General features: G+C 68.8%; 16 protein-coding genes. 2 read left to right on the forward strand and 14 right to left on the reverse strand.

All coding sequences use genetic code 11. The annotated features are described in order from the left end of the window. Positions 1–5: 5 nt before the first annotated feature. The 6 genes from KF833_09975 to KF833_10000 all read right to left on the reverse strand — a co-directional run bounded on the left by KF833_09975 (position 6) and on the right by KF833_10000 (position 11,722). Positions 6–3,098: a PSD1 domain-containing protein gene (locus tag KF833_09975; protein ID MBX3745624.1), complete on the reverse strand. Its 3,093-nt coding sequence runs from the start codon at positions 3,096–3,098 to the stop codon at positions 6–8. Positions 3,099–3,241: 143 nt separating this feature from the next. Then, on the reverse strand, positions 3,242–4,573 hold the full coding sequence (locus KF833_09980; GenBank protein MBX3745625.1) for a PQQ-like beta-propeller repeat protein: 1,332 nt from the start codon (positions 4,571–4,573) through the stop codon (positions 3,242–3,244). A 573-nt stretch (positions 4,574–5,146) separates the two neighbouring features. After that, on the reverse strand, positions 5,147–5,908 hold the full coding sequence (locus KF833_09985; protein ID MBX3745626.1) for a glycosyltransferase: 762 nt from the start codon (positions 5,906–5,908) through the stop codon (positions 5,147–5,149). Then, positions 5,901–6,920, reverse strand: a complete 1,020-nt coding sequence (locus tag KF833_09990) for an ADP-heptose--LPS heptosyltransferase (protein MBX3745627.1) — start codon at positions 6,918–6,920, stop codon at positions 5,901–5,903. The genes KF833_09985 and KF833_09990 overlap by 8 nt, the downstream gene beginning before the upstream one ends. Positions 6,921–6,989: 69 nt before the next feature. Continuing rightward, positions 6,990–7,289 (reverse strand): hypothetical protein, encoded by a 300-nt coding sequence (locus KF833_09995; protein ID MBX3745628.1) that lies wholly within the window; start codon positions 7,287–7,289, stop codon positions 6,990–6,992. Between the two features lie 56 nt (positions 7,290–7,345). Beyond that, positions 7,346–11,722, reverse strand: a complete 4,377-nt coding sequence (locus KF833_10000; protein MBX3745629.1) for a protein kinase — start codon at positions 11,720–11,722, stop codon at positions 7,346–7,348. 104 nt (positions 11,723–11,826) lie between these two features. On the opposite strand from KF833_10000, the gene KF833_10005 reads away from it, so the two are divergent. Continuing rightward, positions 11,827–13,863: an ATP-dependent DNA helicase RecG gene (locus KF833_10005; protein ID MBX3745630.1), complete on the forward strand. Its 2,037-nt coding sequence runs from the start codon at positions 11,827–11,829 to the stop codon at positions 13,861–13,863. 49 nt (positions 13,864–13,912) lie between these two features. Next, a complete protein-coding gene (locus KF833_10010; protein ID MBX3745631.1) occupies positions 13,913–14,725 on the forward strand; it encodes a GNAT family N-acetyltransferase in 813 nt (270 codons plus the stop codon). Between the two features lie 63 nt (positions 14,726–14,788). On the opposite strand, the gene msrB is transcribed toward KF833_10010, so the two are convergent. The 8 genes from msrB to KF833_10050 form a co-directional block, all read right to left on the reverse strand. Further along, positions 14,789–15,187 (reverse strand): peptide-methionine (R)-S-oxide reductase MsrB, encoded by a 399-nt coding sequence (gene msrB / locus KF833_10015; protein MBX3745632.1) that lies wholly within the window; start codon positions 15,185–15,187, stop codon positions 14,789–14,791. A gap of 163 nt (positions 15,188–15,350) precedes the next feature. After that, positions 15,351–16,676 (reverse strand): AMP-binding protein, encoded by a 1,326-nt coding sequence (locus KF833_10020; protein ID MBX3745633.1) that lies wholly within the window; start codon positions 16,674–16,676, stop codon positions 15,351–15,353. A 15-nt stretch (positions 16,677–16,691) separates the two neighbouring features. Then, positions 16,692–17,252, reverse strand: coding sequence for a hypothetical protein (locus tag KF833_10025; GenBank protein MBX3745634.1), 561 nt, complete (start codon positions 17,250–17,252; stop codon positions 16,692–16,694). A 478-nt stretch (positions 17,253–17,730) separates the two neighbouring features. Continuing rightward, positions 17,731–18,144, reverse strand: a complete 414-nt coding sequence (locus tag KF833_10030; protein ID MBX3745635.1) for a response regulator — start codon at positions 18,142–18,144, stop codon at positions 17,731–17,733. Next, positions 18,116–19,942, reverse strand: a complete 1,827-nt coding sequence (locus KF833_10035; GenBank protein ID MBX3745636.1) for a SpoIIE family protein phosphatase — start codon at positions 19,940–19,942, stop codon at positions 18,116–18,118. The genes KF833_10030 and KF833_10035 overlap by 29 nt, the downstream gene beginning before the upstream one ends. A gap of 4 nt (positions 19,943–19,946) precedes the next feature. Further along, the gene (locus KF833_10040; protein ID MBX3745637.1) at positions 19,947–20,252 is read right to left on the reverse strand and encodes an STAS domain-containing protein; all 306 of its coding nucleotides are present in this window, start codon (positions 20,250–20,252) and stop codon (positions 19,947–19,949) included. Continuing rightward, the gene (locus tag KF833_10045; protein MBX3745638.1) at positions 20,249–20,557 is read right to left on the reverse strand and encodes an STAS domain-containing protein; all 309 of its coding nucleotides are present in this window, start codon (positions 20,555–20,557) and stop codon (positions 20,249–20,251) included. The genes KF833_10040 and KF833_10045 overlap by 4 nt, the downstream gene beginning before the upstream one ends. Further along, positions 20,554–21,837, reverse strand: a complete 1,284-nt coding sequence (locus KF833_10050; GenBank protein ID MBX3745639.1) for a sugar transferase — start codon at positions 21,835–21,837, stop codon at positions 20,554–20,556. Before KF833_10050 ends, KF833_10045 begins: the two co-directional genes overlap by 4 nt. Position 21,838 lies beyond the last annotated feature (1 nt).

The raw sequence follows: 21,838 nt of genomic DNA on the forward strand, positions 1-21,838 counted from the left end.
GGCGATCAACCTTTGGTGACAGTTTCGTCGAGATTGAGGATGGCGCTGGAGAGCATGGTCCAGGCGGCCAGTTCGGCGGAATCGAGGGTAAGGTCGCGGGGCGCCTCGCCATTGGAGAGGAGATCCTCGGCGGCCCTGGGGTGGGCGCGGTAGTGAGCGCGCTGCTCATCGAGGATGCGGAGAAGGATGGCCTGTTCCGACGGGCTGGGCAGGCGTGCGGTGGCGAGGCGGAAGGCGTGGGCGACGCGCTCGGCATCGGAGCCCGGGCGGGCGAGGAGGCGTTCGGCGAGTTTGCGGGAGGCCTCGATGTAGGTGGGGTCGTTGAGGAGGATGAGGGCCTGGAGAGGCGTGTTGGTGCGCGGGCGGCGCACGGTGCAGGTCTCGCGGTCGGGGGCGTCGAAGGTGGTCATCTGGGGCGGGGGCGAGCTGCGCTTCCAGAAGGTGTACATGGAGCGGCGGTAGAGGTCTTCGCCGGTGCTTTGAACGAAGAACTGGGCGGAGAAGTTTTTCGAGTCTTCGCGCATGGAGAGTTCCTCCCAAAGACCCTCGGGCTGGTAGGGGGAGACCGAGTGCCCGCCGATGACGGGATTGAGGAGGCCGCTGATGGCGAGGGCCTGATCGCGGATGAACTCGGCCTGGAGGCGGAAGCGGGGACCACGGGCGAGGAGGAGGTTGTCGGGGTCGCGCTGATGGAGTTCGGGGGTGATGCGGGAGGATTGACGGTACGCGGTGCTGGTGAGCATGAGGCGGTGAAGGTGTTTCATGTTCCAGCCGGTTTCGATGAACTCGCGCGCCAGCCAGTCGAGGAGTTCCGGGTGGGTGGGCCAGGCGCCCTGGGAACCGAAGTCCTCGGGAGTGGTGACGAGGCCGGTGCCGAAGACGGACTGCCAGAACCGGTTGACGGTGACGCGGGCGGTGAGGGGGTGTTTGGGATCGACCAGCCAGCGGGCCAGGGTAAGGCGGTTGGGGGGTTGATCCGGGGGCAGGGGTGGGAGGGCGGCGGGGGTGCCGGGGGTGACCTTTTCGCCGAGTTTATCGTATTCGCCGCGGAGTCGCATGAAGGTCTCACGGGGTTCATCCCGTTCGGCCATGATCATGGTGGTGGGGATTTTGGCATCGAACTCGTCGCGGGCACGACGGCTGGCGGCGACGGCATCGGCGAGGCGGCGATGGTCGTCGGAGATCTGTTCCCGGTAGTGGCGGCGGATGCGGGCGCGTTCGTCGTCGGTGCGATCGCCGGTGGGTTTGGCGAGGGCGAGGCGGAGATCATCCGGCAGATCGGAGGCTGCGTGAGGGTCGGCGGAGCCGGTGACCGCCAGGCGCAGGCGGCCGATGGCGTGCTGACCGAAGCCTGATTGGAAGTCGAGAGTGAGGGTGAGCGGAGCGGCGGGGGCGGCGGGGGCGGCGAGTTCCAGGACCGCGCTGTTCGACCTGCCGATGGCGCCGTCCACGGCCCAGCCGGTGTTGGAACGTCCGTCGAGGGCGGCATCAACGGGGTATCCGTTCTGGCTGTGGGAGGCGGAGGCCCGTTTCCAGGGGAGGGGACTGCCGTCGGCGTCCAGACGGGCAGCGGTCAGGACGAAGTTGCCATTGGCGGAGCGGCCGGGGCCGCGTTGGGGGAGGGAACGATCGGTCAGAGCCTCGACGCGAACGGCGGTGAGGGCGGGCAGGGGATTGGAGAAGGTGAGGGAATAGGTATCGCGGTCGGGGTTGGGTCCGGTGACACGGAAGGACTGATCGTCGAGGGCCTGGAAGGAGGCGCCACCGGCGGCGGAGAGGGAGGTGGGGAGCACGGTGACCCACGCGGCGGGTGGCTGGGCGGACTGGAGCTGGCGTTCCCAGTCGAGCTGGGCGGCATCGATGGCGGGGAGGGCGTTGTTGAGGCGCTGCTGGGCTTCGTCGAGGGAGTGGTTGAGGCGAGCGAGTTCGGCCTCCTGTTCCGGGGTGGGCAGTTTGAGGAGCGGGGCGGCGTTCCCGCGATTGCCGTCGAGGCCGCGTTCGGGGACGTTGTCGAAGAAGGCGTAGAAGCGGTAGAACTCCTTTTCGGAGAGGGGATCGTACTTGTGATCGTGGCATTGGGCGCAGGCCATGGTGAGGCCGAGCCAGACGGTCGAGGTGGTGTTCACGCGGTCCACGAGGTAGGTGTAGTGATACTCCTCGGGGATGGCGCCGCCCTCATAATTGATCATGTGATTGCGGTTGAAGCCGCTGGCGATCTTCTGGCTGCGGGTGGCGTTGGGAAGGAGGTCCCCGGCGAGCTGCTCGACGGTGAACTGGTCGAAGGGGAGATTGTCATTGAAGGCACGGATGACCCAGTCGCGCCAGGCGGTCATATCGCGGCCGGAATCCAGGTGATAGCCGTGGGTATCGGCGTAGCGGGCGGCATCCAGCCAGTCCACGGCCATGCGTTCGCCGAAGCGAGGGGAGTCGAGGAGGCGATCGACGAGGCGTTCGTAGGCCTTGGGGGAATCGTCGGCGAGGAAGGCGTCTATTTCCTCGGGGGTGGGAGGCAGGCCGGTGAGGGTGAGGGTGGCGCGGCGGATGAGGGTTGGCCGGTCGGCTTCGGGGGCGGGGGTGAGGTCTTCGCGATGGCGGCGGGCGGCGAGGAAGGCGTCGATGGGGTTGGGGGCGGCATCCTGGGAGATGGCACCCTGGGAGGGAGGGATTGGGGGCACCGGGGGGCGTTTGGGCGGGACGAAGGCCCAGTGTTCGAGGTATTCCGCGCCTTCGGAGATCCAACGTTCCAGGAGGGCGATCTGGTCCGGGGAGAGGGATTTCCCGGACTCCGGCGGGGGCATGATGTCGTTCGGATTCGGGGCGCGGACGCGAAGCATGACCTCACTGGCGTCGGGTTGGCCGGGGACGATGGGGAGTTCGCGGGAGCGCCCCGGGCGCAGGGCGTCTTCGCGGAGATCGAGGCGGAGCCGGCCCTTGCGTTCCTTCTCGTCGGGTCCGTGGCAGGCGAAGCAGTTGTCCGAGAGGATGGGCCGGATGTCGCGATTGAAGTCGATGGGCGACGAGGCGGAGAGGGCGGGTGGGCAGACGCTGAGGATCAGGCTGCCGAGGCACAACCACCGGAAGAAGTGCGGGACCTTCATGAGTGCGTGCGAAAAACCTGACGGAAATAGCTGGGGAGTCGAAGCGATTTCAATTGCGCCTTCCGCCGCACACCCACGTCCGGCCCGGCGCGCGTGGAGAGCGCGCCGGGCCGGGAAAGGTTGGGGGATCGGCTGACCCCGGATCAGCGGGTGGCGATGCAGTAGAGATTGGAATCGCCGCGGAGGAGGAGGCGGTTGGCTGCGAGGACGGGTGTGGCGACGATGCGTTCGCCCATCGGGTTTTCGGAGATCAGTTCGAAGCCGTCGCGAATCCTGGCGACGAAGACGGTGCCGTCTTCCCGGGCGGCATAGAGATGGCCGTTGGCGAGGACGGGGGAGGCGTAGTAGGGGGCGGCGTGGCGGGGGAGGGATTCGCTCCAGTGGGAACGGCCGGTGGCGGGGTCGAGGCAGACGATTTCACCGCGATAGCGGAGGAGGTAGATGCGTCCGGCGTCTTCGGCCGGGGTGGAAACGAAGGTGCCGATATCGTCACGGATCCAGGCGCGGTGGGTGTCGGTGACATCTCCGGAGCCACCGAGGCGGATGCCGTGGAGGCTGGCCTGACCTGGGCGATCGTCGCGACCGACGGGGACGACGGCGATCTGGCCGTGGAGGACGGGGGACGCGATGGCGGGCCAGTAGCCGGTGCGATTGGGATTGAACCCGCCGGCGGACCAGAGGAGTCGGCCGTCGGAGGCATCGTGGGCCGTGAGGTGATCGGCGCCCCAGACGAGGAAGGCGGGGCGGCCGGCGTTTTCGAAGTGGATGGGGGTGGTGTAGCCGTTGTCGTTTTCGGGTGGGACGCGGTAATCGCGGGCCACCTGCCAGAGGAGTTCCCCGGTGGCCTTGTCGAAGCCGGCGATCCAGGAGTCGCCCTGGTGCATGCGGGTGAGGACGACGTGACGATCGGTGACAACGGGGGAGCTGCCCTGATCCCAGAAGAGGCGTTCGGGTCCGAAACGTTCGGTGAGGTTGTGTTTCCAGCGGACGGTGCCGTCGGGTTCGAGGGCGGCGAAGTGGCCGCTCTTGAAGTACACGAAGATGCCTGTGCCGTCGGTGACGGGGGAGGAATTGCAGCTTGAGCCGAGGGTACGGTGTTTGGGCGGGGTTTCGGGGCCGAGATGGGTGGACCAAAGGACGTTACCGGAGGCGAGGTCGAGGGCCATGACGGTATCCTGACCTTGCGCCGGGGTGGTCACGTAGGCGCGGCCATTCCAGACGATGGGACTGGAGGAGCCCTTGCCGGGCATGGGCACCTTCCAGGCGGCGGCGTTGGCGGTCCAGCGGACCGGGTACTGGCCGTCGGGGGCTTTGCCGTTGAGGGAGGGGCCGCGCCAGTTGGGCCAGTTGCCATGGGCGTCGGCGAGGGAGGGGTTGGGGCCAAGGGCAAGCGCGAGGGCCGCGAGTGCCGCGGGTGCCAGGAGGGATGGAGTGGCGGGCCGGGACGTACGAGAAGGGCTGTGAATCCTCGTCATGGTGGGGCGGAAAGTTGACCAAGCGTGGGCGGACGTCCATTCGATTCGGCAGGGGAGGCTGACCGGCTGAAGCCGGGGCACCGAACAGTTGGGGAGCAATGGAGAATAAGGTACCCGGCAGAAGATGACTGACCGGCTGAAGCCGGGACACCGAACGGTTGAGGTGGACGCCGCAGCCCACTCGGTCAAGCAATGGAGAAAAATAAGATACCCGGCAGAAGATGACTGACCGGCTGAAGCCGGGACACCGAACGGTTGGGGTGGACGCCGCAGCCCACTCGGTCAAGCAATGGAGAAAAACAAGATACCCGGCAGAAGATGACTGACCGGCTGAAGCCGGGACACCGAACGGTAGGGGTGGACGCCGCAGCCCAATCGAAATCCCACGCCAGGGAAGGGCGTTTCCGGACAATCCAATCATAAAATGCCGGGCAGGTAATCTACCGTGCCAGGATGAGTGAACAATAAGATGCCGGGCATATTAACTGGCTGAAGCCGGGACACCCTACGGCCGGGTCGGATGTCGCGCGCCCGAATCCCCAGGGAGAATCGGGGAAGTGCTTTATCGGGCGATCATCCAGCGATCATCCAGCGGGGGATGCCGGTGGCGGCGGGGCCTCGACGGGGGGCGTCGCTGATGAGGACGCCGAGGTTGGTGACGTTGGCGAGGTGCCAGCCTTGCTGGCGGACGGCTTCGCCGAGGAGAACGTCTTCGGAGGCATGGAGGAGTCTTGGGTCGGGCCAGTCGAGGGCACGGAGGGCGGAGGTTCGGAACCAGGTGCAGCCCCCGGAGAGGAACCACCAATCCTCGTTGCCGGGGGTACCCGGGGGTTCGAGGCCGCGGAACCAGGGGGCCTGGGTGACCCAGCGGCGGGCGTCGTCGAGGGTGGGGAAGCCTTCGGGATGGCGGATGACACAGGTTCCGCCCCAGCCGACGACCTTGGGGGAGCCGGCCTGGACCTGGGCGAGCCAGCGGTCGGCGACGCCGGGGTCGAGGACATGGGAGTCGTCATCGAAGGACCACAGGTAGTCGCCGCGGGCGGCATCGAGGAGGTGCCGCATCATGGGGCACTTGAAGAGATTGGATTCGGAGAGGAGGAGGCGATGGATGCGACCGCGCCGGGTTTGATCGAGGAGCCATTCGCGGGTGTCGGCGCCCGGGGCGTTGGCACCGACGAGGACCTCGGCGTGGTGCGGGGGGAGGGTGGTCCAGAGGGAATCGAGGCAGCGTTGGGCGAGGGGGAGATGATCGCCGTAGGTGACCATGGCGACGGAGAGCCAGGGTCGGAAGGGATCGTGGTGCGGGGAATCGAGGGTGACGAGACCTTCAGGCATAGGGGGCGGGGACTTCGGAGCGGAGGTGGGGTCGGGCGAGGCTGGCCTGGGGCGGGGTGAGGCAGCGGGCGGCGCCGCCTTCGAGATAGCGTTCGATGGCGCGGATGACGTCGTGGGCGGAGATCAGGTGCATGCAGCGGGGGAGGTCGCCGTGGACATCGAGGCAGAGGCGTTCGGGGGCATCGTTCTCGTCGTCATCGTGAAGGGGGAGGGTGCGGGATCGCCAGCAGGCGCCTTCGGCGCAGCAGGGGAGGGAGCCGATGGTATGGAGGAACTGGTGACCGGGATAGGCTTCCCAATGGAGGGGTTCGCGGGCGCCGGCGACGACGACGCAGGGTCGGAGGGTGGGGCGGTCGGGGCGGGTGGGGACGGCGGCGGCGAGGTGCATGAGGGAGGTGATGCCGCAGAGGACGCCCTCGGCATGGCGCATGAGGAGGATGAGTTCGCGGAGGGTGGTGGTGCCGCGGAGGTCGAGGACGCCGCGGAGCGGGGGATGATAATTGCCGAGTTCACCGGCCTGGACGAAGAGGATGCGGTCCTGGAAGTGATCGATGACCTGTTGATAGCGGCGGTAGGACCACCATTTGGCGGTGATGTCGAATTTGCCGCCGGCGGCGACGAGCCAGAAGGGGAGGTCGGCGCCGAGGAGGTGGGCGACGCGGGAGGGGCGGGCTTGTTCGAAGGGGGTGAGGTGGATGTCGCCGCGGAACTCGGTGAGCTGGAATTCGCGGTCGAGGACGAAGCCCATGTAATTGCCGAAGCCCTCCAGGAAATGGCAGGGGCGGCGGTTGCTCCACTGGATGAGGGGGCATTGGAGGTCGAGGGACTCGACGGAGGGATCCTGGTCGGTGAGGGCGGTGAGGTGGGGATTGTTGAGCCAGATGTCGGGGCAGGGGCAGCGGACATCGAAGGCGAACTCGCCCGGGTAGAGCCGTTGAAAATCGCGGAGGGCGGCGGTGAGGACGATGTTGTCCCCGGGTGCCAGGTGATTGCGCAGGATGACGGCGCGCATGGGCGTCGGGTGGCCGGGGAGGCGACCGGCGGGCGTGGGACGGGGGTGGGACGGCCGGAGGGGAGGGGGTTAGCTGGCGAGGGCCTTGATGACGAGGATGGCGACGGAGACGAAGATGCCGGCGATGGCGACGAGGGAGGCGAGGATGACGGCGAGGGCGGCGAGGGGGACGAGGTGTTCGGGACTGGAGGGGCGGGTGATGGCCCAGGTCCAGGGGGGAGCGTTGTAGGTGCTGGTGGGGGGGAGGGTGGTGGCGGCGCGGGGGGCGACGGCGGCGGCGAGGGCCGGAACGGCGGAATAGGTCTGGGTGGTGATGGGGGGGCGCGGGGAGCCGGCGGGCGGGGTGGGGTTTGGGTTTTCGGGATTCATGTTCGGGTATGAGGTTGGGTGGAGAGGGGGACGGTGGCGACAGGGGCTTGGGAGGGTCAACGGGAAAGCTGGGAAGCGGAGCCGGAACTGCCGGGATCGCCCGGGGGTCGGGCCGCGGAGAGGAGCTGGTCGCGGCGTTGATGGGCGGCGAGGCAGTCGGGGTCGAGGCGGAGGACTTCGGCGAGGGCGAGGGAGGCCTCGGAGGGGAGGTCGAGCTGCTGGAGGAGGAGGGCGCGATGCCAGTGGAGGGCCCAGTGGTCGGGGAGGGCACGGAGGGCGAGGTCCAGGTGGCGGAGGGCGAGGTCGTGGCGACCGATTCGGGCGCAGCTTTCGGCTTCGCGGCGGTGCCAGGAGGCGACTGCGCCGGGGGAGACTTCGAGGATGGGGCTCCAGCGGTGGGTGCGATCGGTGCGCGGGCCTGCGGGTGAGGTGGGAGAGGTGTCGGTATCGCCCTGGAGGGCATGGGCGAGTTGGAGGAGATCGGGGACGGCGGCCTCGACGGGGGTGAGGTCCCAGAGGTAGGCCTTGCCGTCGTTGCAATGGGTGAGGAGCCGGCGACCGCCGGCGACGAACCAGGCGCGCCAGACGATGGCCGGGTGGCGGAGGATGGGGGTGATAGGCTGACCGGAGTGGGTTTCCCAGACGCGGGCGGAGCCATCGGCGCTGGTGGCGGCGAAGAGGTGGCCGGAATCGTCGAAGGTGACATCGAGGACCTGGTAGCCCATGCGTTGTTCGGCGCGGCGGAGGGGCGGGTTATCGGGGTCCCAGAGGCGGACGAGGCAATCCTCGCCACCGGTGACGACGTAGGCCTCGGAGGGGTGGCAGGCGACGGCGAGGACACCGTCTTCGTGCCAGAGGTGGGGTTCGAGGCGGCGGCCGGTGGTGACGTCCCAGGCGACGGTGGGGCGGGGTTCGAGGAGGGCGTCGGTGCAGGCGGTGAGGAGGCGGGTCCCGTCGGAATGGAAGGCGATGCGGCGGACGCGATGGCCGGGTTCGAGGATGGGGGTGGAGGAGAGGCCGGAATCGATGTGCCAGAGGGAGACTTCGCTGCGCAGGTCGCCTTCGTTCCAGAAGGTGGCGAGGAGGGAATGGTTTGGGGAGAGTTCGGCGCCGTGAACGGGGGTATGGAGGTGGCGGCGGATGGGTTGATGGCCGGGGTCGTCGAGGCGCCAGATCCACCAGTCGCCTTCTTCGCCGAGGACATGGAGGTCGCGCTGGCTGGCGAGGAGGGCTCGAACGGGGCGGGGCAGTTCGCCGAGGAGGCGGGGGCGGGGATCGGAGCGGGAGAGGTCGGTGATCCAGATGCGCCTGTGGGGAAGCGAGGCGTTTTCGGAAGGGGCCTCGATGGCGACGAGGCGGGAGCCGGAGGCATCGAAGAGGAGCTGGCGGACGGGCCCGGGATGGTGAAGGCGTGGGGAAATCCGGGCGCCGGTCACGGCATCCCAGATGGCGGCGAGGCCGGAGGGGCCGGCTCCGGCGAGGCGGAGTCCATCGGTGGAGACGGCCCAGGTGGAGAGCGGTTCCTCGAGTTCGAGGGGAGGGATGGGGCCGGCGTGGGAGGCGAAGTCAAAGACGCGGACGGCATCGTCCACGACAGTGACAGCGCGTCGGCCATCGGGGAGGAAGCGGATTTGGAAGTGGTTGTGATTGCGCCAGGCGGGATGACGGACGGGTTCGGCGATGAGGGCGACCCGGGCGGGGTCCCAGAGTCGGAGGTGGCGGTCGAAGCAGCCGGTGAGGACGTAGCGACCGTCTGGGGAGAGGTCGCCACCGGTGACCGAGTGGGGGTGGGGGAGGACGACGGGGAGGCCGGCGGCGCCATGGGTATCGCCGACCTGGACGCGGGAATCGCGTCCGGCGGAGGTGGAGATGAAGAGGGAGCCGTGCTGGGCGAAGCCGGCCCACATGACCACATCGTCATGGCGCCTGGGGGGGCCGATGGGTTCGAGGGAGGGGAGGGCGAGGAGATGGACCTCCCGAAGGCTGGCGACGAGGAGGAGGGCATCGCGGGGGTCGAATTCGAGGAAACGGACGGGGGATTGGGGAGGGGGGGCCTGGGCGAGGAGGCGGGCGTTGGGGACATCCCAGACCTGGAGGAGGGCGGGGTGATCGGGGGTGGAATCGATGGCGGCGGCGAGGAAGCGGCTGCTGCGGCTGAAGGCGAGATGTTGAATGGGCGGGTGGGACGGGAGGAGGACGGGTTGGGCGTGGGGGTCGAGGCGTTGGATGAGGTGGATGGGCGCATCCCGTCCCGCGGTGGCGTACCAGCGGCCATCGGGACTGGCGGCGACGGCCAGGGCGTCGGGGGAGGCGAGATTGGAATCGGGGAGGCCGCCTTCGTTGTTCCAGGGCCAGACATGGAGCGGCTTCCCGTAGGGATGGGCGAAGAACTCACGGCCGTCGGGGGTGAAGCCGATGGTGTTAAGGGGCGGATCGAGGCGCCGGGTGGGGCCGGCGGCGAGGCCGTCATCGATGCGCCAGACCTGGACCGCACCGTCCTCGGTGCCTCCGGCGATCCATTCTCCGGAGGGATCGATGGCGAGGAGGAGGGCCTGTTCGCCCATGCGCCACTCCTGGGTTTGGCGGGGCATGCTACGGAGGACGGCGGCGATGCGGCGGCGATGGACTTGTTCGCGGGCGGGGCCGCCGGATTCCTGGCGGAGGGCGAGGATGAACTGCTCGAGGGAGCCGGCGAGGTCGCCGTTTTCCATGAGACGGACGCCGTTGGCGACCTGGAGTCGGACGGCGGTTTCCTCGGCGACCCGCTGGGCGGAGGTGGCGAGGGATTGTTTTTCCATGGCGCTCCAGGCGAGCCAGCCCATGAGGCCGACGATGATGGCGGCGACGGCGGCGGTGCGGGCGACGCCCTGCCAGTAGGCGCGGCGTTCGCGGCGGGCGAGTTCGCGGCGGCGTTCGGGGAGTCGGCGGAGGCGGACGGCGAGATCGCCGGCGGAGCGGAGGCGGGCGTGGGGATCGGTGGCGAGGCAGGCGAGGAGGTCGTCGAGGAGGAGGGGATCGCGGATGCGGCGGGCGACATCGATGGTGACGGGCTGGGTGAGGTCACCGACGAGGACCTGATAGAGCAGGACGCCGAGGGCATAGATGTCGGAGGCGGGGGAAGGGGGGGTGCCGCGAAACAGTTCGGGGGCCCAGCAGAGGGGGGCGCCGGTGGCGGTGGCGGTGGCGGTGGGATCGGGGGAGAGTTCGGCGGCGAATTCGGCGGCGAGTTCGGCGGCGAGTTCGGCGGCGACGAGGGCGCCGGTGCCGAAGTCGGTGATCTTGACGGCGGGTGGGGCGGCGGGGTCGGGGGGGTATTCGACCATGACCACCTGGGGTTTGAGGTTGCCATGGACGACACCGGCGCGGTGGGCGGAATCGAGGGCCTCGGCGGCCTGGGCCATGATTTCGAGGGGATCCTCGGGGGTGCGCCAGGGGGTGGGTTGGGGGCCGTGATAATGTTCCCAGAGGGATTGGCCGCGGGCGTATTCGGTTTCGAGGTGGTGGGGGGCGTGATCGAACTGGAAGCTGAGGAGGCGGGCGATGCCGGGATGCTGGCAATGGGGGGTACGGAGACGTTCGAAGAGGGGGGTGGCCTCGCGGAGGAGGCGGACGCGGGCGGGGCGGAAGCAGAAGCGGAGGGCACGGGTGGCCTGGCGTGAGGCGTCGGTGGCGAGCCAGACTTCGCCGAAGTGGGAACTGCCGAGGAATCGCTCGACCCGCCACGGGGTGCCGGGCACTTCCTCACGAACGGCAGGGCGCCAGCCGAGCAGGATATCGTCGTCGGCGCGATCCTCGGGGGAGCGGCCCGGGGATTGGAGGGGAGCGCCTTCCTCTTCGCCGACTTCGAAGATGGGGACGGGGGCTTCGAGGCCCTTGAGGCGGTAGTGGCCGTGGCTGAGCCAGCTCAGGGGGGCGAACTCGTCCAGTTCGCCCTCGTCCGGGGCGGACCGGGCGAGGTCAAAGGCGGCTTCGGAGAGGAGGATCTGGTCGGGACCGGCGAGGTCCATGACGCTGAAGGCGAGGCTGACGCCGAAGCCGGTGAGGTCTTTGGCGCCGTCGGGGCGGCGGGATTCCTCGACTTCATCGTAGTGGATGCCGATGCGGTCGCAGATGCGGAGGTGGGAGGGTTGACCGGCGAGCCAGGCACGGAGTTCGTGCTGGAGTCGAAGGGCGAAGCGGAGGGCCTGGCGGGGATGGGGAAAGGCGAGGAAGACGGAATCGCCGCCGGTATTGATGATCTCGCCGCCGCCGACGCGCTGGAGGACGCGGGAGGCGAGCTGGTGATGATCGAGGATGCGCCGGTTGCCTTCCAGATCTCCGAGGGCGGAGAGGAGGCGGGTGGATCCGACGATGTCGGTGAAGACCAGGGCCTCCCGTCGTCGCACGGGGGTGCGCGCCGCGTCCGCTTGGTCGGTCAAGGCGGTCGTGTCCATCGGCAATGCAAGAGGTTGCGGTGTATGGACGAGGATGGGAAGCACGGAGCCCGGCGGCAGAATCGGCTTGGAGGGTGGGCGGTGGATTTTCGAGAGTGAGGCGGATGGACGAGGGGACGACCGCCGAACGGCCTTGGGATGCACCGGTCCGGGTATTGGACGGGGTGGGTGCGGAGCGGGCGGTGCGACTGGAGCGATTGGGGATCCGGACGGTGGGGGATCTGCTGTTGCATGCGCCGCGGCGGTACGAGGACCGACGCCGTTGGCGGGCCATCGGGGAGGTTCGGGAGAAGGGGGTGGCGACGGTATGCGGGAGGGTGATCGGGTGCGGGGTGAAGTATTTCCGGCGGCGGACCCGGTCGGTGTATGAGGTCATTCTGGAGGGGGACGGGGCGCGGTTGCATTGTCGATGGTGGAACATGCCGTATCTCGAGGGGCAGCATGCGGTGGGGGAGGTCTGGCTGGTGCACGGGCGGGTGGTGGATTTGAAGCCACGGACGATCGACCATCCGGAGATGGAGCGGATGGACGAGGGGGAGGAGGGTGGGGATGGGGGTGGGGATGGGGGTGGGGGATCGTGGCACATGGGTCGGATTGTGCCGATCTATCCACTGACCGAGGGGCTCACCCAGCGTTGGATGCGGGGGCGGGTTGGAGGGGCGTTGGAACGGTGGGCGGGAACGGTGGGGGAACCGCATCCGGGGCTGGAGCCTGAGGGAATGCCATCGCGGTCGGAGGCGTTGTGGGCGCTGCATTTCCCGGGGGAGATGGACGATGCGGAGCGGGCGCGGCGACGGCTGGCTTACGACGAGTGGGTGGCCTTGCAGGTATCGATCCAGACGCGGCGGCGCCGGCTGTTTGCGCGGGTCAGGGGTCTGGCCTGCGGGGGGGACAACCGTTGGATCCGGCCGTTTCTGGGACGGCTGGGGTTTGAACTGACGGCGGGGCAGAAGGACGTGCTGCGGGTGATCCGTGGGGAACTGGGTGGGCCGCGGCCGATGCGGCGACTGCTGCAGGGGGATGTGGGATCGGGGAAGACGGTGGTGGCGGCGCTGGCGGCGCTGATGACGATCGAGAGCGGGTACAGTGCGGTATTGATGGCGCCGACGGAGATCCTGGTGCGGCAGCATGCCATGCGGTTTCGGGAGTGGTTTGAGCCGCTGGGGATCCGGGTGGGGGTGTGGACCGGGGGGGAGAAGGTGCCGTTGGAAGGGAAGGGTCCGGGGCTGGTGGTGGGGACGCACGCGCTGGCGCAGTCGGGATTTGCGCCGGAGGGCCTGGGGCTGGCGATCATCGACGAGCAGCACCGGTTCGGGGTGGGGCAGCGGGAGGCGCTGCTGCGGAAGGGGGTGTATCCGCACCTGCTGGTGATGACGGCGACGCCGATACCGAGGACCCTGGCGCTGACCCTGTACGGGGATCTGGATGTTTCGCGGATCGAGGGGATGCCGCCGGGACGGGGGCGGGTACGGACGTTTGTGAGGACGCGGGACCGGTTGGAGGCGGTGTGGGGATTCGTGCGGGAACAGGTGGCGGCGGGCCGGCAGGCGTACGTGGTGCTGCCGCGGGTGGAGGAGGATGAGGCGGGGGAGGTCAAGGCCGTGTTGAAGGAGCGGGATGCGGTGGTCCGGGCCATGGCGCCGCACCGGGTGGAAGTGCTGCATGGGCGGATGGCGTCGGAGGAGAAGGACCGGGTGATGACGGGGTTTCGGGAGGGCCGGGTCGGGGTATTGCTGACGACCGTGGTGATCGAGGTGGGGGTGGACGTGGCGAACGCGACCGTGATGGTGATCGAGAACGCCGAACGTTTTGGGTTGTCCCAGTTGCACCAGTTGCGAGGGCGGATCGGGCGCGGGGAGCACGGGGGGTTCTGCATCCTGATGGCGGGCAAGGACACGGAGGAGGCGCGGGAACGGTTGAAGGTGCTGGAGGGGAATAAGGACGGGTGGGCGATCGCGGAGGCGGATCTGCGGTGGCGCGGGCCTGGGGAACTGCTGGGCCGGGCGCAGAGCGGGATGCCGGCGTGGCGGTTTGCGGATCTGGCGCGGGACGGGGACCTGATCGAGGCGGCGCGGGGCCGGGTGGCGTCGGCCCTGGCGGCGGGGGAAAGCGTTGCTGAAACGTCAGTGGTTCGCGCTTGAGTTGGGGCGGGGGCGGGTTAGACAGGCGGCATTACGGACGAGCGATCGAATGAACTTGGAAGCGAGAGTTGGGGACGGGCCGGTTCCGGTGGCGGATCGCCCGGTGGAGGAGCGGGGTCGCAGCTACCGGTTGCGTCGGGCGGCCTCTTCGGAGGATGTGCGACGGGCCCAGCGACTCCGGTTCGAGGTGTTCAACCTTGAGTTGAGGGAGGGGTTGGCGGAGTCGCACCAGACCGGGCTGGACGCGGATGCGTTCGATGAGGTCTGCGATCATCTGATGGTGGAGGAGATGGGGAGCGGGACGGTGGTGGGGACGTACCGGGTGCAGACGGGGAAGAACGCGAAGGACTGCCGTGGGTACTACAGCGAGCAGGAGTTCGATTTCGGTCCGTTCGAGGGGTTTCGAGGGGAGATTGTCGAGCTGGGTCGGGCCTGTGTGGATGCGGCGCACCGGACGCTTTCGGTGCTGAGCCTGCTGTGGCGGGGCATTGCGGACTATGCCTACGAGCACGGGGCGCGGTACCTGGTGGGGTGCAGTTCGCTGACCTCGCAGGATCCGCGGGAGGGGGCGGCGATGTACCGGCAGTTGGCAAGCCGCCATCTGGCGCCGCCGGAGTGGCGGACGGTTCCGCTTCCGGCGGTGGCGTGCGGGCTGGAGGAGGCGGCAACGTCGGGGCTGAAGGTGCCGAAACTGCTGGCGGCGTACCTGACGATCGGGGCACGGATCTGCGGGCCGCCGGCGATCGACCGTGAGTTCAAGACCATCGATTTCCTGACTTTTCTGGACTTGCGGGCGCTGCCGCCGCAGGTGGCGCAGAAGTTTCTCGGGGGCGAGCGAACGGAACGCGGGAGACGGGAATGAGACCGGTCCGGCGCGGGCGGGGGATGGGGGTGGAGGGGGAAGGTGGGGAGGCAGGGATCAGGATCAGGGTTTGGGCTCGAAGGCGAGGGAGGCGGAATTGATGCAATAACGGAGGCCGGTGGGGGGCGGGCCATCCTCGAAGACATGGCCGAGGTGGCCCTCGCAGCGGGCGCAGTGGACTTCGGTTCGGGTCATGAAGAAGCGGCGGTCCACGCGTTCGCCGACATGGGCGGGCTGGATGGGCTGCGAGAAGCTGGGCCAGCCGGTGCCCGAATCGTACTTGGTGTCGGAGGCGAACAATTCGAGTCCGCAGCCGGCACAGCGGAAGGTGCCGGGGCGGTGTTCGTTCCAGAGGGCCCCGGTGAAGGCGCGTTCGGTCCCTTCCTTTCGCAGGACGTGGAATTGTTCGGGGGAGAGGCGCTGACGCCATTCCTCTTCGGTGAGGGCGATTTTGTCGGTCATGTTCCAGGTGGGGACAGCGGGGGGTGGTTCGGGCGGGGTGGGATTGGGCGCGGAGCGGTCGGCATCGGGGGCGGTTTGGGGGCTGCAACCGGTGGCCAGCAGGGCGAAGGCGAAGGCGAGGGCGAGCGGGGTTGGGTTCATGGGGTCATGAGGTTCGGCATCGTCATCCGCCCCGGGGGGCTGAGGCGGGTTCGGCGGTACGGATCCAGCGGCGGGCCTTCATTTCGAAGCGGGGCAGGGTGCCGGGTTCGAGGATGCGGACGGGGACCCGAAGGGCGAGGCGGGATTGGAAGGCGTGTTCGAGGCGGCGGGCGAGGTCGGCGGGGGCCGTGGCGGAGGAGGAAGCGGGAACGGGTTCGATTTCGATACGGAGTTCGCGGAGGGCGCCCTCGGCGTGGACTTCGGCGCGGTATTCGGCGATTCCACCGACATCGCGGATGACCTCCTCCACGGCGCTGGGGAAGACGTTGACGCCGCGGATGACGACCATGTCGTCGGCGCGACCGAGGATGCCGCCGTCGAGGGCGAGATCGACGGAGCCGCAGGGGCAGGGGGAGGCGATGGGGCGGGCGCGGACGAGGTCGCCGGTGCGGTAGCGGATGAGGGGGGAACCGACGCGGCCGAGGGTGGTGAGGACGAGTTCGCCGATGGCGTGATCCGGGGAGGGCTGGGTGGTGCGGGGATCCACGATTTCGGCGAGGTAGCCCTCCTCGATGACGTGGAGCACGCCGGGTTGGGCGGGGCAGGGGTAGCTGACGGGGCCGACCTCGGTCATGCCGTGGTGATCGAAGACGCGGGCGCCGGGCCAGGCGGATTCGATGGCGTTGCGGGTGGCGGGGATGCTTCCGCCGGGTTCCCCGGCGACGAGGATGCGGCGGACGGGACTGGCGGCGAGGTCAAGGTGTTCGGCGTGGGCGGTGGCGCCGAGGTGAAGGGCGTAGGTGGGGGTGCAGCAGAGGACGGTGGCCTGCTGATCGAGGATGGAGCGGAGACGGGCGACGGTGGTGAGGCCGCCACCCGGGAGGCAGAGGCAGCCGAGCTGGAGGGCGGCCTCGAAGGCGGTCCAGAAGCCGAGGAACGGTCCGAAGGAGAAGGCGAAGAAGACGCGGTCGGAGCGGGTGACACCGGCGGCGAGGTACACGCGGCGCCAGTTGTCGAGCATCCACTGCCAGCTTTGGGGGGTATCGAGCCAGCGGAGGGGGTGCCCGGTGCTGCCGCTGGTGCCGTGGCAGCGGGTGTAGTGGTCGATGGGGAAGGTGAGGTTGGAGCCGTAGGGGGGATGAGCGGCCTGATCGATGACGAGGTCCTGCTTTCGGGTGAAGGGGAAGCGGGTCTTGAACTCGGCGATCGATCCGACTTCGGGACGGATGCCGCAGGCCTGCCAGCGGTCGCGGTAGAAGGGGTTGTCGCGGCCCACGCGCTCGAGGAGGGAGGCGAGGAGGGGCCACTGGCGTTGTTCGAGACTGGAGCGGGACGTCGCGGGCGCCACGGGACGGGGTGGGGGTTATGACCGTGGCCCGGCGGGTTGGGCGGGGCCTGGGTGGTGGGCGGCGACGCCGGGTTTGGCGGGGGCCGGCGGCGGTTTGAAGTAGGTGACGAGGCAACCGCCGATGGCGGCGAGGGCGATGCCCAGGTAGAACTGCGGTTTGACGGCGCCCCAACCGCCGGCGGGGGGATGGAGACTGAGGGCGACCAGGGCGTTCACGACGGGGGCGCCGGCGAAGATGATGGACATGACGACGGGCGGCGTGCCTTTGGCTCCGAAGGCAAGGAGGACACCGAAGGCCCCGATGGCGCCGACGATGCCGGCGAGGAGGGACCACCAGGCGCCCTTGGCGGGGAAGACCCAGGAGGCGCCCTTGAACCAGAGGAGGGCGGCGGGGGCGAGGACGGCCGTCAGGAAGTAGGCGAGGCCGACGAAGAGGAAGGCCTTGTAGCGGCCGTTCACCGGGTCGCCCATGCCGATCTGGCCCGTATGGAGAAAGATGCCGTACACGCCCCAGGTGACGACGGTGAGCAGCGCGAAGAGCAGCCAGGTGAGGCCCGGAGTGGAATGGTCCGCCATACGGCCGGGCACCGTAGCGGGAGTCGGGACGGGTCACACGCCAAAAGCCGGGGTCCGGGGCCAAGGCAGTGCATCCCGAAGTTCTGGGTAGAGGTGCGAACTCCGCCAAGCGGCGCTTCGGAGGGCCGAGTTCCACGAGGCCGCAACGATGTGGAGCGTTGGGTTGAGGACTCGCAGAGCTCGTCGCTCCGATTCGCGGCCTCGGTACCGACAACTTGGGGATGCTCCGGGGCCAAGGCGACGCAGGAAAAGGTGTGCCTGTGGGCTCGAGGACGAGGACGAGTACCGCCCTTCGGGCTGAGTACGAGTCCCAGCGAGACTTCGATCTGATGCACCACACCCCTGCGGCCTCGTGGAACTCGGCCCTCCGATTTCACGCCGTTGGATCACTCTGGAGGGACGCGCTGTGCGGGTCATCCATCTGATGCACCGTTCTCCTGCGGCCTCGTGGAATCCGGCCCTCCGAGGCGACGTGGATTCAGGAAACGGCGGCGGCGACCGGTTCGGCGGGGCAGTCCGCGGAGGGGGGGGCGATGAGGCGGCGGGTTTCGAGGAGGAGCTGGGTTGGGCTGAAGGGTTTGGTGAGGAAGAGAGCGGCGCCGTACTCCTCGGCTTCCTGGCGGGTCATGACATGGCCGCGGGCGGTGATCATGATGACGGGGATGTCGGCGGTGACGGGATCGGCCTTAAGGCGGCGGAGGGCGGTCAGGCCATCGACTTCGGGCATGAGGACATCCATGACGATGAGGTCTGGGAGGTGACGGGTGGCCAGTTCGATGGCCTGGCGGCCGTTGCGGCCGACGAGGAGGTGGAACCCGCCGCGTTTGAGGCTGAGTTCGGCGATGCGGAGCATGTGGGGTTCGTCATCGACGATGAGGACTGTGGCAGGCATGGCGGCGGGAGAGGTTGATGGGGGGGGTGGACGGGACGTCCTCCTGAAGGAGGAGCAGGGTGCGGTCGTCGGCGGCGGGGCGTTCGCCGTCGATGTCACCCTGGAGTTCACCGATGCGGGCGATGGTCCGTTCGACCTCGTCGCGGCGGAGGATGGAAGTGTTGAGGATTTCGATGAGGGGACCGGTGCCGACCTGGACGCCGTCGGGGTAGGTCGCCTCGGTGACACCGTCGGTGTAGAGGAGGAGTCTGGCGCCTGGCGGGAGGATGCGGCGTTCCTCGTGGAATTCGAGGCTGGAGCAGATGCCGAGGGGAGGGCCGCAACTGAGGACCTCCTCGGCGGGATGATCGACGCCGGCGAGGAGGAGCGGGGGATGGCCGGCGCCGGCGACGCGGAGTTCGCGGGTGGAGAGGTTGACGTAGGCGAGCTGGGCGGTGATGAACATCTCGAGTTCGCCCAGTTCCTCGACGAGGTTTTCGTTGAGCCAGTCCACGAAGGGTCCCGGGCTGCGGGCGAGTTCGGGGCGGGCGCGGAGGAGGGTACGGAAGACCGTGGCGAAGAGGGCGGCGGGGAGGCCCTTGCCCATGACATCGGCGACGGCGAGGAGGAGGCCGTTGGAGCCGACCTCGATGATGTCGTAGAAGTCGCCCCCGACGCGCTGGGCGCTTTCGCAGAAGCCGAGGGTGGCCCAGCGGCCGTTGCGGGGATGCTGTTTGGGGAGGAGCTGGCGCTGGATGCGGGAGGCCACCTCATAATCGCGATCGAGCAACTGGGCCTGGAGGGTGGATTTCTGGAACTGGGCGTTGCGGATCTGGATGCCGAGGAAGTCGGAGAGGGTATGGACGATGTTGACCTGACCGGCGGTGAAGGGATGGGAGCCGGCATAGCGGCCGACGGCGAGGGAGCCCACGAGCTGGCCGGCCACGAAGAGGGGATGGGCGAGTCCGGCGAGGGTTGCGGAGAGACAGCGGAGGGGATCGCCCTGGGGTGGGGGTTCGGAAGGATCGAACCAGACGTCCTGGCGGCCGTGGACGGCACGAAGTTCGAGGGAGCCTCCTGGGGAAAGCGTTCCGGCCAGGGGGAGTGGGGGGAACGGCATGTCGGGATGGGAGGTGCGGGCCACATCGAGGACGCCCCTGGATTCGTCGAGGAGGCGGAGAACGTACCAGTCGGCGCCGGTGATCTGTTTGAGTTCGAGGAGCCAGCGGTCCATGAACCGGTCGTCTCCGCCGCTGCGGATGAGTTCCTCGGTGAAGCGGAAGATGGCCGAGAGGCTCTCGTAGGAGGCGGCCAGTTCCTCGGTCATGGTGTGGAGGGTGGCCTCGAGCATGGATTGCTGCACCGAGGGGTCCGGCGGGGCGGATTCAGGTTCCGGGGCGGCGCGTTGGCGGATGACGACGAGGCAGTTTTCCCCGGTGCCGCGCCAGTAGCGCTGGGAGTCGGAGAGGGAACGGATGAGGAACAGTCCGCGACCGCCTTCATCGAGGGGATCGGGGAGTTCGGAGGAGGGGGGCAGTTCGAAGCCGGAAGTATGATCGATGACGCGGAGTTCGACGGCGGTGGGGCTGATTTCGATGGAGACCTCGATGGGGAGGTGCCGGGCGTGGGGCGGGGCGTGTTCGACGGCGTTGTTGCCGGCCTCGGCGCAGATGAGTTCCCAGGCGTCGGCCTCCGGGGTGCTGAGTCCCTGACGTTCGAGGAAGCCGCGAACGGAGCGGGCCACCTCCCGGATGGCGGCCAGTTCGCAGTGGCAGGTCAGCCGGAGCAGATTGCCGGGAACGGAGGTGAGGGTGGACACGGGATCAGGGGGAAGGAAGGAACTCGAAGAGGGAGTCCACGCCGGTAAGGCGGAGGAGTTCGCGGACCTGGCTGGGGGTGCCGACCAGTTCCACGCGGCCGCCGCGTTCCTTGAGGCGGGCCCGGATGGCGACCAGGGCGCCGAGGCCTTCGCTGTCCATGAAGGCGGCGCGGGACATGTCCACCTCGACGCGCCGGTGCTGGGGGGCGAGCTTGGCCCGGACCAGTTCACGGAACAGTCCGGCGTTGGCGCCGCTGAGGCTGTCGAAGCCGGTCACCTGGAGGACTTCGTCACGGGTCAGTGTGTTCATGATGGGAGGGCGACGATCTCGAAGAGACGGTGCATGCGGGTGAGTTCGAGGACCTGCTGGACCTGGGGTGTCGGCTGGACCACCCGGATGCGGCCCTGACGGCCGACCATGGCCTTGTGCAGGGAGATGAGGGCTCCGAGGCCGGAACTGTCCACGAACCGGGTCTCGGAGAAATCGATGTCGATCTGCTGATGTTCGGGCCGGAGCGAGGAGCGGACCTGGTCACGGAACGGCGTGGCGTTCATGGCATTGAGTTCGCTTGGGCCGCTGATCTGGAGGACGGGATCGGGAGGGGAGGTGCTCATGAGTTGGGGGCTGAGGTGACAGGCAGGGTGTCGGACGGCTGGCGTGGGGTGCACCCGAGGGTGCGTAACAGGATTTGAAGGTCGGTTCGGAAGCTGTGCTGGACGGAGTAAAAGCTGGCGTGGGCGCGGGCTTCATCGCCGAACGGGTCCGGGCAGCCTTCGGCATCGGCGAGGGAGATCAGACCGGGCCGGACCGCCAGCCAGAGGCGTTCGAAATCGTCGTGGAGGGTCCGGGCCTGGTCGCGGGTCAGCGGGCGGTTGCCGACCCAGGCGAAATCGCCCCTGACGATGTTCCAGAGCTGCGGCCAGCGTCGGGCGAGTCCTTGAATGCCGTTGAGTTCCCGGTATTCGAGGGTCTCCATGAGGTCCGGATGATGGCTGGGGGCGCGCACGGCCTGGAGGCGGGTGAGGAAGGGCTGGCCGCGCGGCCGTCGCCACCAGGCCCAGGCCAGCCACGGCGCGGTGAGTGCCAGGGCGGCCAGGGCGAGGGCGCGGCCGGTCCACGAGGCGCGCCTGCCGTGGCTTGCCCGGTCACCGACCGAACCCATGAGGAAATCGTCGGTCACCTCGGTGCAGGACCCTGTGGTCCATTTGCAGAGGCCGCGTCCCCAGGCGAGGGACTGGCGGACTTCGGTCATGGCACCGAGGTAGGTACCGGGCCCGATGAAGCTGTCAGCGACCTCGACGCCCTCGTCGAGGTAGGCGCCCTCCTCGATGACGGTGCCGGGGCCGACGAGGCAGCGGGCGCCGATCCAGGCATGGGCACCGATCCAGCAGGGGGCTTCGAGGCGGGCGGTGGGGGCGATGCGGGCGCGGACATGGACCCAGATTCCGGGGGACCATTCGCGGGCGCCGAGCCGCTGGATGCCGCCTTGGGCCAGGAGGTCGCGCAGGGCGCCGTACCAGGCTTTGGGACCGTCCCAGCCCGGGCTGCTGCCGGGGAGGTGGTCGAGAGGGATGGCGTCGAAGGGGGCGGGCAGCCAGTGGGTATCGCCGAGGGGACGATGTTTGCGGAGCGCGTCTTCGGGGGTGAGTTCGGCGGGTTCGGGCACCACTTCCACGCGAAGTCCCCAGCGTTCGCCGCGACCGACCTCGGCGCGGATCTGTTCGGGCCGGTCGGTGGCCAGGATGCGGACGTCACGGGCGCCGCGGGAGGCGAGTTCGGTGAGCCAGACATCGAGCAGGGAGTTTCCGAGGATGGGGACAAGGGCCAGGGGACGGTCGCGTCCGAGGAACGCCAGGGCCGATCGATCCGCGGGGCAGATGACGAGGGCGCGCATG

This window comes from Verrucomicrobiia bacterium, assembly GCA_019634625.1.
GTDB lineage: Bacteria > Verrucomicrobiota > Verrucomicrobiia > Limisphaerales > CAIMTB01 > CAIMTB01.